The organism is Burkholderia sp. AU31652 (genome assembly GCF_002223155.1).
Classification (GTDB): Bacteria; Pseudomonadota; Gammaproteobacteria; order Burkholderiales; family Burkholderiaceae; genus Burkholderia.
The window spans coordinates 1,602,582-1,615,074 of sequence record NZ_NKFG01000003.1; the positions used below are offsets into that span (position 1 = coordinate 1,602,582).

Annotated in this window: 11 protein-coding genes; all 11 read right to left on the reverse strand. The window is 65.6% G+C overall.

Translation table 11 applies throughout. From position 1 onward, the window contains the following. Positions 1 to 52 precede the first annotated feature (52 nt). The 11 genes from CFB40_RS09965 to bamB all read right to left on the reverse strand — a co-directional run bounded on the left by CFB40_RS09965 (position 53) and on the right by bamB (position 12,476). A complete protein-coding gene (locus tag CFB40_RS09965; protein ID WP_069248096.1) occupies positions 53 to 1,969 on the reverse strand; it encodes a potassium transporter Kup in 1,917 nt (638 codons plus the stop codon). Between the two features lie 276 nt (positions 1,970 to 2,245). Further along, on the reverse strand, positions 2,246 to 2,842 hold the full coding sequence (locus CFB40_RS09970; RefSeq protein WP_011352251.1) for a phosphoribosyltransferase: 597 nt from the start codon (positions 2,840 to 2,842) through the stop codon (positions 2,246 to 2,248). 7 nt (positions 2,843 to 2,849) lie between these two features. After that, positions 2,850 to 4,196 carry an adenylosuccinate synthase gene (locus tag CFB40_RS09975; protein WP_039360238.1) on the reverse strand — a complete coding sequence of 449 codons (1,347 nt, stop codon included), beginning with the start codon at positions 4,194 to 4,196 and terminating at the stop codon, positions 2,850 to 2,852. A 113-nt stretch (positions 4,197 to 4,309) separates the two neighbouring features. Beyond that, positions 4,310 to 5,458, reverse strand: coding sequence for an ATP phosphoribosyltransferase regulatory subunit (locus tag CFB40_RS09980; RefSeq protein ID WP_011352253.1), 1,149 nt, complete (start codon positions 5,456 to 5,458; stop codon positions 4,310 to 4,312). A 114-nt stretch (positions 5,459 to 5,572) separates the two neighbouring features. Next, on the reverse strand, positions 5,573 to 5,764 hold the full coding sequence (locus tag CFB40_RS09985; RefSeq protein WP_011352254.1) for a DUF2065 domain-containing protein: 192 nt from the start codon (positions 5,762 to 5,764) through the stop codon (positions 5,573 to 5,575). A gap of 36 nt (positions 5,765 to 5,800) precedes the next feature. Beyond that, positions 5,801 to 6,700, reverse strand: coding sequence for a protease modulator HflC (gene hflC / locus CFB40_RS09990; RefSeq protein ID WP_089431157.1), 900 nt, complete (start codon positions 6,698 to 6,700; stop codon positions 5,801 to 5,803). A 15-nt stretch (positions 6,701 to 6,715) separates the two neighbouring features. Then, complete coding sequence (gene hflK / locus CFB40_RS09995; protein ID WP_089425556.1) at positions 6,716 to 8,056, reverse strand: FtsH protease activity modulator HflK; 1,341 nt, start codon at positions 8,054 to 8,056, stop codon at positions 6,716 to 6,718. A gap of 47 nt (positions 8,057 to 8,103) precedes the next feature. Then, a complete protein-coding gene (gene hflX / locus CFB40_RS10000) occupies positions 8,104 to 9,279 on the reverse strand; it encodes a GTPase HflX (protein WP_174946413.1) in 1,176 nt (391 codons plus the stop codon). A gap of 72 nt (positions 9,280 to 9,351) precedes the next feature. Further along, positions 9,352 to 9,591 carry an RNA chaperone Hfq gene (hfq, locus tag CFB40_RS10005; RefSeq protein WP_006399927.1) on the reverse strand — a complete coding sequence of 80 codons (240 nt, stop codon included), beginning with the start codon at positions 9,589 to 9,591 and terminating at the stop codon, positions 9,352 to 9,354. A gap of 154 nt (positions 9,592 to 9,745) precedes the next feature. Continuing rightward, on the reverse strand, positions 9,746 to 11,083 hold the full coding sequence (der, locus tag CFB40_RS10010) for a ribosome biogenesis GTPase Der (RefSeq protein ID WP_046545849.1): 1,338 nt from the start codon (positions 11,081 to 11,083) through the stop codon (positions 9,746 to 9,748). 247 nt (positions 11,084 to 11,330) lie between these two features. Continuing rightward, on the reverse strand, positions 11,331 to 12,476 hold the full coding sequence (gene bamB / locus CFB40_RS10020) for an outer membrane protein assembly factor BamB (RefSeq protein WP_089425558.1): 1,146 nt from the start codon (positions 12,474 to 12,476) through the stop codon (positions 11,331 to 11,333). Between the last annotated feature and the right edge of the window lie 17 nt (positions 12,477 to 12,493).

Below are 12,493 nucleotides of genomic sequence, written 5' to 3' on the forward strand. Positions count from 1 at the left end.
GACTTCGGCAAACACGGCGCGCGGCCCGACGGCCTACGCGCCACACCTTGTGTCAGATCTCGATCTTCGTCCCGAGTTCGACCACGCGGTTTGCGGGGATCGAGAAGAAGTCGGTCGGCTTCGCGGCATTCTGGTGCATCCAGGCGAACACGCGCTCGCGCCAGATCGACATCCCGGGTAGATGCGTCGGCACGACCGTTTCGCGCGCGAGGAAGAACGACGTGTCCATCAGCTCGAACGTCATGTCGTGCGTGCGGCCGAATTCCTCGAGCACGGCCTTCACGTCCGGCGTCTCGTTGAAGCCGTACTCGGCCTTGACGATATACAGCCCGCCGCCCGCATCACGCGAGGACTGACGCTTGTCGTCGCGCACGTAAGGAAAGTCGCGCGTGACGAACGTGAGGAAAATGGTGCGCTCGTGCAGCACCTTGTTGTGCTTCAGGTTGTGCAGCAGGCTGACGGGCACGAGCTTGTCGTTGCCGGTCAGGTAGATCGCGGTACCCGACACGCGATGCGGCGGATGCGCGAGCAGCCCCTGCAGGAACGGCTCGAGCGGGATACCGTCGGCCGCCGTGCGCTCCTTGACGATGTGACGCCCCTTGTACCAGGTCATCAGCAGGAAGAACAGCAGCGCGCCGATGCCGAGCGGCAACCAGCCGCCCTGCGCGACCTTCAGCAGGTTCGCGCCGAAGAAGCCGAGGTCGACTGCGAGAAACACCGCGATGATCGCGCCGACCAGCAGCCGGTTCCAGTTCCACACCTTCACCATCACGACCGCGGCGAGCACGGTCGTGATCACCATCGTCGCAGTCACCGCGATACCGTACGCGGCCGCGAGGTTGTCGGAGCTCTTGAAGCCGATGACGATGCAGAGGATCACGAACAGCAGCAGCCAGTTCACGACCGGCACGTAGATCTGGCCGATCGCGAGTTCCGACGTGTGCAGCACCTTCATGCGCGGCACGTAGCCGAGCTGGATGGCCTGCGACGTCAGCGAATACGCGCCCGAGATCACCGCCTGCGATGCGATCACGGTCGCGACCGTCGACAGCACGACGAGCGGCAGCAGCCCCCATTCGGGTGCCAGCAGGAAGAACGGGTTCTCGATCGCCTTCGGGTTCTGGATCAGCAGCGCGCCCTGGCCGAAGTAGTTCAGCACGAGCGACGGCATCACGAGCCCATAGGCGGCGATGCGGATCGGCTTCGCGCCGAAGTGGCCCATGTCCGCGTAGAGCGCTTCCGCACCGGTCAGCACCAGCACGACCGAGCCGAGCACGACGTACGCCTGCAGCAGGTGATCGGCCATGAACGACGCCGCGTAATACGGGTTGATGGCGGCCATGATGCCCGGCACGCGCACGATGTGGTACACGCCGAGTGCCGCGATCACGACGAACCACAGCACCATGATCGGGCCGAACAGCTTCCCGACCAGCGCGGTCCCGTGACGCTGGATCCAGAACAGCGCGATCAGGATCACGATCGTGATCGGCAGCACGAGATGGGACAGGTGTGGTGTCGCGATTTCGAGACCTTCGACCGCCGACATCACCGAGATCGCCGGCGTGATCACCGCGTCCCCGTAGAACATGCACGCGCCGAAGATCCCGAGCGCCATCAGCGCGCCCGCGACGCGGGTCTTCGAGTCGAGCGGCCGCAATGACAGCGCCATCAGCGCGAGCACGCCGCCTTCGCCGTTGTTGTCCGCGCGCATCACGAACAGCAGGTACTTGATGCCGACCACCAGGATGATTGCCCAGAACAGCAGCGAGATCACGCCGAGAATCGATCCTTCGGTGAGCGGAATGCCGTGTGCGGGGCTGAACGCCTCCTTGAGCGAATACAGCGGGCTGGTGCCGATGTCGCCGAACACGACGCCGATGGCTGCTATCGCTAGCGCCCGCATCGAGTGTTGTTGCGTCGAATGCGGCGCGTGTGCTGCGTCGGTCGCGTGGATCGTGTCGTTCATATGAAGCGTAATAATCGGGTCCGGGTCGGACAAAACGAGCGCTATTCTACTCGCGCCCCCGTGAAACGCCGCCCTGCTCTGTTGCCTTGTCACCACGTGATCCACGCTGCGCATGCAATCCGGCGCGAGCTGTGGCAGGGCTGCCAATCATAGCCGGGGCAGCGGCGCCTGCCTACCGGATCCACGGTTCGCGCGGTGCCGGCAAGGATGGCGCCCCAATGAAAAACGGCGCCGCAAGCGGCGCCGTACAAGGCTTTTCGTCGATTGGCCGGCCGCTTATGCGCCCGAGCCGTCGCGCTGCGCGCGACCGCGCTTGATCCACGCCTCGAGGTTGTGCGGGCGAACCGTGTCCCACTCCTCGAACGGCTGATGAATCCACGGATTCGTCGGCAGGAACTGCGTGTGATAGTCGGGCTTGACCTTCGAGCAACCCTTGTACCAGAGCACGGCCGAGCGCACGGCCGTCACCGACGGATAGCGCTCCTTCAGATGCTCCTGCACGCGCGCAAGCGTGACGCCCGAATCGACGAGATCGTCGACCAGCAGCACGTTGCCCGCCAGGTTGCCGCGCGTCATCGTGATGTACTGCGCGATGTCGAGGTCGCCCTGCTCCGTGCCGGCCGCTTCACGGTACGAACTCGTCGCGAGGATCGCGAGCGGCACGTCGTAGATACGCGACAGTTGATCGCCGACGCGCAGACCGCCGCGCGCAAGGCACAGGATCTGGTCGAACTTCCAGCCCGATGCATGCACCTGGAGCGCGAGCAGCTCGATGAGACGGTGATACTCGTCCCAGCCTACCCACAGGTTCTTGTCGTCGTTGCGCGGATCGGTCATCAAGTCTGCCGCCGTCATCGTGATTTGCTGCGTCATCTGAAAATTACACCTTGAACGGATGGCGGAGCAGGATCGTTTCGTCGCGGTCCGGACCCGTCGACACCATGTCGACCGGCACGCCAGCCACTTCCTGGACGCGGGTCAGGTAAGCCTGTGCGTTCGCCGGCAGTGCTTCCCACGTCTTGATGCCGACCGTGCTTTCCTTCCAGCCGGCAAACGTTTCGTATACCGGCTCGCAACGTGCCACGTCAGCGGCGCCGCGCGGCAGGATGTCCACATCCTTGCCGTCGATCTTGTAGCCGACGCACAGCTTGACTTCGTCGAGGCCGTCGAGCACGTCGAGTTTCGTCATGCACAGGCCCGACACGCCGTTGATCTGGATCGAGCGGCGCAGCGCGGCTGCGTCGAGCCAGCCGGTGCGGCGCGGACGGCCGGTGACCGAACCGAATTCCTTGCCGACGTTCGCGAGCGTGACGCCAACCTGGTCCTGACGCTGCGGATTGTCCGCATCGTACAGTTCGCTCGGGAACGGGCCCGAGCCGACGCGCGTGCAATAGGCCTTCGTGATGCCGAGGATGTAGTTGAGCTTCTGCGGACCCACGCCCGCGCCAGCCGATGCCGCACCTGCGACGCAGTTGCTCGACGTGACGAACGGATAGGTGCCGTGGTCGATGTCGAGCAGCGTGCCTTGTGCGCCTTCGAACAGCAGGTTCTGGCCCGCATTGTTCGCGTCGTACAGGCGGCGCGACACGTCGGCCACCATCGGCTTCAGGCGGTCTGCATAGCCCAGCATCGTGTCGAGCGTGGCCTGGAAATCGACAGCCGCGCCGCCCAGGTACTGGGTCAGCACGAAGTTGTGGAAATCGAGGTTTTCGCGCAGGCGGTCAGCGAAGGTCTTCGCGTCGAACAGGTCCTGCACGCGCAGCGCGCGGCGGCCGACCTTGTCTTCGTACGCGGGGCCGATGCCGCGGCCCGTCGTGCCGATCTTGCCCGCGCCCTTGCGCGCTTCGCGCGCCTGGTCGATCGCGATGTGGTACGGCAGGATCAGCGTCGTGGCTTCGGAAATGAACAAGCGATCGCGCACGTTCACGCCCGCTTCTTCCAGCTCGCCGATTTCCTTGAACAGTGCTTCGGGGGACAGGACGACGCCGTTGCCGATGTAGCAGGCGACGCCTTCACGCATGATGCCCGACGGAATGAGGCGCAAGATCGTTTTCTTGCCGCCGATGATGAGGGTGTGGCCGGCGTTGTGACCGCCCTGGAAACGCACGACGCCCTGAGCGTGGTCCGTCAGCCAGTCGACGATCTTGCCCTTGCCTTCATCACCCCATTGCGTTCCCACGACGACGACATTGCGCCCGGGAGTCACGTTCACTGCGCTGGCAGACATGTTGATTCGTTAGCTGGTTAAAAACGTATTCTACCTATGTTCGCGGGCGATTCCGAATTTTTCCGTTTCGCTTCAACGATATGCACGCCGAAGCACGTCCCGCGAACGCCTGTTTATCGGGGTTCGACCACCCATGCGCCGTTGCGCTCGACGAGCGAACGGTCGCACGCGAACTCGTCGAGCACATGATCGTGGCCCGGCAGCGCCTGGATCACGACCTCACCCGCATCGCGCAGCGCCGCGACGGCCGCGCTCAGCGCGTCGTCCTGCGCCCACGGCGCGAGAATCGCGGTGCCGCGCGCCTCGACCGGCGAAATCCGCGCGAGCTCACGCAGGTCGAGCGAGAAGCCCGTAGCGGGACGGGCGCGGCCGTACGCCTGGCCGACGTGGTCGTAGCGGCCGCCCCGCGCGATCGCGTTCGGCACGCCGTCGATGTAGGCGCTGAACATCGCACCGCTGTGATATGCATAGCCGCGCAGGTCGCCGAGATCGATCGCCACTTCGGCACCTTTCGCCTGTGCCGCGAGCTGCGCCAGATCGTCGAGCGCCCGCGTGATTTCGGGCAGCACCGGCAAGCGTGTGCGCGCCTCGGCGAGCACGCTTGCGTCGCCATAGAGATGCGGCAGCGCGCGCAGCGCGGCGCGCGTATCGGCGCCGAGATCGTCGGTGAGCTCGTTCAGCAGCGGCACGTCCTTGCCCGACAGCGCGTCGTACAGCGACTCGCCGCGCTCGGCGGCCTGCGCATCGCGCGCCAGCAGCGCCGCGAGCACGCCCGCGTGGCCGAGGTCGAGACGAATGCGCGACAGGCCCGCGAGATGCAGCGCGTCGAGCATCAGCTGCTGGATCTCGAGGTCGGCTTCCAGCCCGGCATGCCCGTAGATTTCGGCGCCGATCTGGATCTGCTCGCGCGTCGCGTGCAGGCCGCGCGGACGCGTATGCATCACGTGGCCCGCATAGCAGAGGCGCGTCACGCCCTGGCGGTTCAACAGGTGCGCGTCGATCCGCGCGACCTGCGGCGTGATGTCCGCACGCAGGCCGAGGGTGCGACCCGACAGCTGGTCGACCAGCTTGAAGGTGCGCAGGCGCAGGTCTGCACCGCCGCTCGTCAGCAGCGATTCGAGATACTCGAGCAGCGGCGGCATCACCATTTCGTAGCCATACGAACGGAAGCGGTCGAGCAGCCTGCGGCGCAGCTCCTCGATCTTGCGCGCTTCCGACGGCAGTACGTCGGCGATATTCTCGGGAAGTAACCAGGTCGACATCGGTACGGTCCTACGACGGGAAACAGCGCGCGACACGCGCGCCGCGATGTGAATCGGAAATTCTGAATTCGGGCGGGACGAACGGCGGATAAGCCGTCCGGATCAAGTCTGCGGTCAGGTGGCGAGCAGCAGCAGTATGAGCCCGAGCACCATCACGATCAGCCCGCCGATCCGGATATGATGCGGCGGCCGCTCAGCTATTCTACGAAACGTGTCGCGCCAGGCGACGGGAAACACGAAGGGGAACGCCCCCTCGATGATCAGCATCAGCGCTACTGCGAGCAACAACGAGCCAGCCAGGTCCATGCGAGCGACGGCGCCGCTCGACGCGGCGCCCCAAGGTCAGTGTTTGCGGGGAGCAGGCGCCGCCGGTGCGGCACCGCCCGTCGGGCTGCGCATGAAGCGGAAGAACTCGCTGTCGGGGTCGACGACGATGATGTCGTTGCGCTTGAACGTGTTCCGGTAAGCCTGCAGGCTCGCGTAGAACTGGTAGAACTGCGGATCGCGGCCGAACGCGTCGGCGGCAATCGTCGCGGCCTTCGCGTCGCCCTCGCCCTTGATCGTCTGCGCGGACTTGTACGCGTTCGCGAGCACGGCCTGCTGTTCGCGTTCGGCGTCCGCCTTGATCTGCTCGACGTCGGCCGCGCCTTGCGCACGCACCTGCGCCGCCTGATCGCGCAGCGCGCCGATCATCCGCTGATAGACGGCATCGGTCTGCGCGGCCGGCAAGTCGACGCGCGTCAGCTGGACGTCGACCACGTCGACGCCGAAACCGGATGCCTTCGCCTTCACTTCGTCGCGGGCCGCATCGGCGATCGCACGCTGGCCGCCGAGCGCGTCGTCGAGCGCGCGCTTGCCGAACGCGTCACCGAGTGCGCTCTTCAGCGCGCCGGCGAGACGATCGCCGGCTGCCGACGGGTCACCGCCCGTCGTCGTGAAATACTTCATCGGATCGCTGATCCGGTACTTCACCGCGTAGGCGACGAGCAGGTCGCGCTTGTCTTCCGTTGCCAGTTGCAGCGGATCCGACGACTCGAGCGATTGCAGGCGCGTGTCGATCAGCGTGGCCGTCTGCAGCGGCGGCGGCAATTTGAAATGGATGCCAGGGCCCGCCAGTTCGGGTTGCGCGCCATCGCGCCCCGACAGCACGGCCGCATGGCGCGGATCGACGGTAAGGACGGTCGACGATGCCGCGAAGGCAACGATCACGATTGCGACGACGAGCGCAATGATTCGGTTCATGTTCTGCGCTCCCCGTTACTTCAGATCGTCTTCGCGCGACCGGCTGCGAAACGCCTCGCGCGATCGCAGCACGTCGGTGCCCGACGCCGCCACGGCCGACGCCGCACTCGCGGGCGCCGCCGCAGCCGGCGCGGCAGCCGCCGGTGCCGACGCGGCGTCGGGTGCAGATGCGCCCGTGGACGTCGCGGCGTTTTGTCGCCCCTGCTCGACGAGCTTGTCGAGCGGCAGATACACGACGCTGTTGCCGCCCTTGTTGCCGACGAACACCTTCGTCGAATTCGAATAGATTTCCTGCATCGTCTCGAGATACATCCGCTCGCGGATCACCGCAGGCGCCTTCGAGTACTGCGCATAGACCTGCTTGAAGCGATCGGCATCGCCTTCGGCTTCCGTGACCACGCGATCGGCATACGCCTTCGCTTCGTCGACGAGCTTCGCCGCATCGCCCTGCGCCTTCGGCAGCAGGTCGTTTGCATATGCTTGCGCGGCGCGCTTCGCGGCCTCGCGCTCATCACGCGCCTTCGCGACTTCACCGTACGCAGCCTGCGTCTGCTCGGGCGCCGCAACGCTCTGCATCGTGACGGCCGTCACCTCGAGCCCCGACTGGTAGCGATCGAGATCGCGCTGGATCGCGGCGGAGAGCTGCTCGCGCAGCGCGTCGCGGTCCTGGTTCAGCACGTCGGCCGCACTGCGCGTGCCGACGATCGCACGTACCGCGGCCTGGGCGGCCTGCGAGACGCTGCGCTCGGGGTCGACACTGCGGAACAGGTAGTCGGTCGCGGAACGGATGCGGTACTGGACGATGAAGCGCACGTCGACGATATCGGCGTCGCGCGTCAGCATCGCCGCTTCCTTCACGTTCGCGAGACGCACGACGTTGTTGCGGCCGATTTCGATCGAGCGGACCTGCGACGTATCGACGATCTCGTGCGACGCGAACGGATAAGGCGCACGCCAGTGCACGCCCTGGCCGACCGTGCCCGACAGCTTGCCGAGCTGGAGCACGACGCCCGTCTGCCCTTCCTGCACGACGAACAGCCCGCTGCCCGCGTAGACCGCGACCAGCACGCCGATCACGATGCCGACGCCGACGCGCGCGGCTCGCCCGTTGTCAGGACGGAAGCCGTTGCCGCCCTTGCCGCCGAACAGGCCGTTCAGGCGCCGGTTGAAGTTGCGCCACATCTCGTCGAGATCGGGCGGACCATCGCCGTCGCCGCCTTGCGGACGCTTCGATTCGTTCGGGCGGGGACGGGATCCGTCTTTGCCATTGCCTTCGCCGCGTCCCCAGCGGGGATCGTTGATCGACAGCAAGGCGCGCATCCGCCGCCAGGTACTCCGCTCGTTGTATTCGTTCACCAGAGTTTGTTCACCAGATTAGACGCCGACGAACCGGCCGGGACCGGTTAGCGCCCGTGTTCGGAAATCGTGTGGTCTTCGTGTGGTTCAGCGGGGGCGCCGTCGAGCGCGCCGTTGGGTAACGTCGCGCTGGAAAGGTGTTCCGCGGAGGCGATTTCGGCGATGGCGGCACGCAACGCGTCAAGACCCTGACCGGTGCGCGCGCTCAAAAAGACGCGCGAAATATTACCATACTCGTCCCGCTCGACCGCGTCGCCGCGGGCCGCCAGCTCAGGCACGGCGTCGATCTTGTTGAACACCAGCACCTGGCGGATCGTGTCCGCGCCGATCTCGTGCAGCACGCCATTGACCTGCTCGATCTGTTCAAGCCTGACCGCGCTCGACGCATCGACCACGTGCAGCAGCAGATCCGCGTGGATCGTTTCCTCGAGGGTCGCGCGGAACGCGGCGACCAGCTGGTGAGGCAACTCGCGAATGAACCCGACCGTATCCGACACGACGATCTGGCCGACCTCGTCGCCGAGGTACACGCGTCGCGACGTCGTATCGAGCGTGGCGAACAGCTGGTCGGCCGCGTAGGCCTGCGCTTTCGTCAGCGCATTGAACAGCGTCGACTTGCCCGCGTTCGTATAGCCGACGAGCGACACCGACATCGTGCCGCTGCGCGCGCGCTGGCGGCGTTGCGTGCTGTGTTGCCGACGCAGCCGGTCGAGCCGCGACTTCAGCATCTTGATGCGTTCGCCGATCAGCCGGCGGTCGGTTTCGAGCTGGGTTTCACCGGGGCCGCGCAGGCCGATACCACCCTTCTGCCGCTCAAGGTGGGTCCATGCGCGAATGAGCCGCGTCGACAGGTACTGAAGCTGCGCGAGCTCGACCTGCAGCTTGCCTTCGTGGCTGCGGGCACGCTGGGCAAAGATGTCGAGGATGAGGCTGGTGCGATCGACCACGCGCCTGTTAAGTGCCTGCTCCAGATTACGTTGCTGGGCCGGCGCCAATGCGTGGTTGAAGATGACGATTTCGACGTTGTGCGCGTCGCAGGCGAGCCGGAGTTCTTCGGCTTTGCCGCTGCCGATGAACATCTTGGCATCGGGACTGGAGCGACGACCCGTGAGGGTGACTGCGGGACGGGCCCCCGCGCTGGAGGCGAGAAGACTGAGTTCTTCGAGACTGGCTTCGAAATCGGTCTTGCCGAAATCGATGCCGACGAGCGCTGCGTTGATCAAATTTTCAGGTGTCAAGATAAGGCGGCTGGCATCGGTCGCTCGCGGCGACCGGATGCCGGCCGCTGCGATAGGTTAGGACGAGGCTTCCGCGTCCGGGTGGAAATTCACCGGGCGCGCCGGCACGACCGTCGAGATGGCGTGCTTGTACACCATCTGGGTCACCGTATTACGGAGCAACACGACGTACTGGTCGAACGATTCAATGTTCCCTTGAAGCTTGATGCCGTTGACGAGGTAGATCGAAACGGGAACGTGCTCTTTGCGCAGTGCGTTCAAAAACGGGTCTTGTAACAATTGCCCTTTGTTGCTCATGGCGTACTCCATCTTTTTTTGCAGGTTGATCTGGACTGGCGGCGAAGAAAAAGAGATCCGGCGCCAATCGCTACACTATAGCCGATTTTGCCTGGCCCGCCCGGGGCATAGGCCTTGCGGCCAACCCCTTGCGTGACGCGTGTAACAGACGTCTTCAGCTCTTGTCCGCGTACGGATTGTTCGACGAACGGAACTCTATGCGCAATGGAGTCCCTGTCAGCGAGAAAGTTTCGCGGAACCGGTTTTCCAGGTAACGCTTGTACGTTTCCGTCACGGCGTCGAGCGCGTTACCGTGGATGACGATGATCGGCGGATTCTGGCCGCCCTGGTGCGCGTAGCGCAGCTTCGGACGCACCGGGCCGCGACGGCGCGGCTGCTGGAATTCGACCGCCTCGATCAGCGCGCGCGTGAGCTTCGGCGTCGGCAGCTTCGCCATCGCCGCCGCGTACGCGTCGTCGACCGAGCGCATCAGCGTGCCGATGCCCGTCTTCTTCGTCGCCGAAATGAAGTGCGATTTCGCGAAGTCGAGGAATTTCAGCTTGCGGGTCAAATCCGCTTTCGCGCGATCGCGCGCATGCTCGTCGAGCCCGTCCCACTTGTTGACGCCGATCACGAGCGCGCGACCCTGTTCGACGACGAAGCCGGCGATGTGTGCGTCCTGGTCAGAAATGTCCTGCTGCGCATCCAGCAGAAGAATGACCACGTTGGCGTCGGAGATCGACTGCAGCGTCTTCACGACCGAGAACTTCTCGATCGCCTCGAACACCTTGCCGCGGCGGCGCAGGCCGGCCGTGTCGATCAGCGTGTATTTCTTGCCGTTACGCTCGAAGTCGACGTAGATCGAATCGCGCGTCGTGCCCGGCATGTCGAACGCGATCACGCGATCCTCGCCGATCAGCGCGTTCACGAGCGTCGACTTGCCGACGTTCGGGCGGCCGACGATCGCGATCTTGATGCCGCGCGAAGGATCGTTCTCGTCCTCTTCCTCCGGACGGTCCGCATAGGCGACATCCAGCGCCTCGTTGATCATGTCGGTGACGCCGTCACCGTGCGCAGCCGAGATCGCGCGCGGATCGCCGAGCCCGAGCTCGTAGAAGTCCGTCGCGACCGCCGTGTACTTCATCCCCTCGGCCTTGTTGACGACGAGGAAGATCGGCCGGCCGGTCTTGCGCAGGTAGTCGGCGATCGACTTGTCCTGCGGCGCGAGCCCGTTGCGGCCGTCGACGATGAACACGACGATGTCGGCTTCCTCGACGGCCTGCCGCGTCTGGCGTGCCATCTCGTGCAGGATGCCGTCCTTCGCGACGGGCTCGAAGCCGCCCGTGTCGACGACCAGGTACGGCCGCTCGCCGACGCGCCCTTCGCCATAATGGCGATCGCGCGTCAGGCCCGGCAAGTCGGCGACCAGCGCATCGCGCGAGCGCGTGAGCCGGTTGAACAGCGTGGATTTCCCCACATTGGGGCGCCCAACGAGGGCAATGACCGGTTTCATCTGTGTTTTCTACGGTGAAGCGCAGCAGCGGGAGGCCCGCTGCTGCGGGCGGCTGCGCTGAATGAAAATATCACGAATTCGCGCCGCGCCGGATGCGCGCGCCTGGCGCGCGTTGCACGCCATCGTCTTTCGTCTCGAACTGCCTTTCAAATACCGAGCGGCCGGGAGCACCGGCCGCCTTCAAGTCACGCGGCCGCGGCGCACGGGACAAGCCCGTCGCGCCGCGGCCGCGCATGTTTCCTGCGCGTCAGCGCGGACGGAATCCGTACAGGCCGCCGTCCTTCGTCTGCACGACGAGCGTATTGCCCGCGAGGACCGGCGCCGCCGTAATCGCGCTGCCGTCGGTCTTCATCCGTGCGATGAAGCTGCCGTCTTCGCGCGACAGGAAGTGCACGAAGCCCTTGTAGTCGCCCAACACGACCGCATGCCCGAGCAGATACGGCACGCCGACGTCACGGCTCTTCAGCTTGTCGTTGCGCCACAGCTGGTTGCCCGACGCGGCGTCGTACGCGGTCACGACCGACCAGTCGTCGCCGCCGGCGACCACCGAATCGTCCTGCGCGAGGCCGCTACGGCTCGAGAACGCCTTTTCCCACAGCGGGCGGCCCGAGTTCGCATCGAAGCAGCCAAGCTGACCCTGGAACGTCACCGCGCAGGCTTCCGCGCCCACGAGCGTCGGCGGACCGCTGACGTCGTTGATGCGCTCGACCTCGGTCACGCCCTTCGGGAACGACACCGGCGTCTGCCAGAACGGCTCGCCCGTCTGCAGGTTGATCGCGACCAGCCCGCCGCCGGGGAAGCCCGCCAGCACCGCCGCGTCACCCGCGAACGTCATGCCGGCCGACACGCGCAGGTTCAGCGGCACCGCACGGTTGCGGTAGTTCCACTTCTGCTCGCCCGTCTGCGCATTGAACGCAATCACCTGGCCGTCGATCGTGCGGACGACCACGAGGCCGTTGCCGACGAGCGGCGGCGAGAAGATCTCGCCCTGCACGGTGGTCTTCCACAGTTGCTTGCCGTCCGGGCCCAGCACGAACACGCCGCCCTTCAGCGCGCCGACCGCGGTCAGGTTGCCATCGCTGCCGACACCGGCCGACAGGTCGGAGCCGACCTTCGCGCGCCAGAGCGTCTGGCCCGTCTTCGCGTCGATCTTCTCGACCGAACCGTTCTCGCCCGCTGCATAGACGGCGTCGCCCACGGCCACCGGCGAGAACAGGTAGCGCCCGCCCTTGCCGACGCTCGCCTTCCAGACCTGTTGCACGTCCATCACGGGCTTGAACTCGGTGAGCGGCGTCGGCACGCGGCGCGCGTCCTTCGACGACGAGCAGGCCGCCAGTGCGAGGACAGCCGCCGCGCAGGCAACGGGCACAGCGTAACGTTTCAGCAAATTCATCGGTTAGCGAAGCAGAG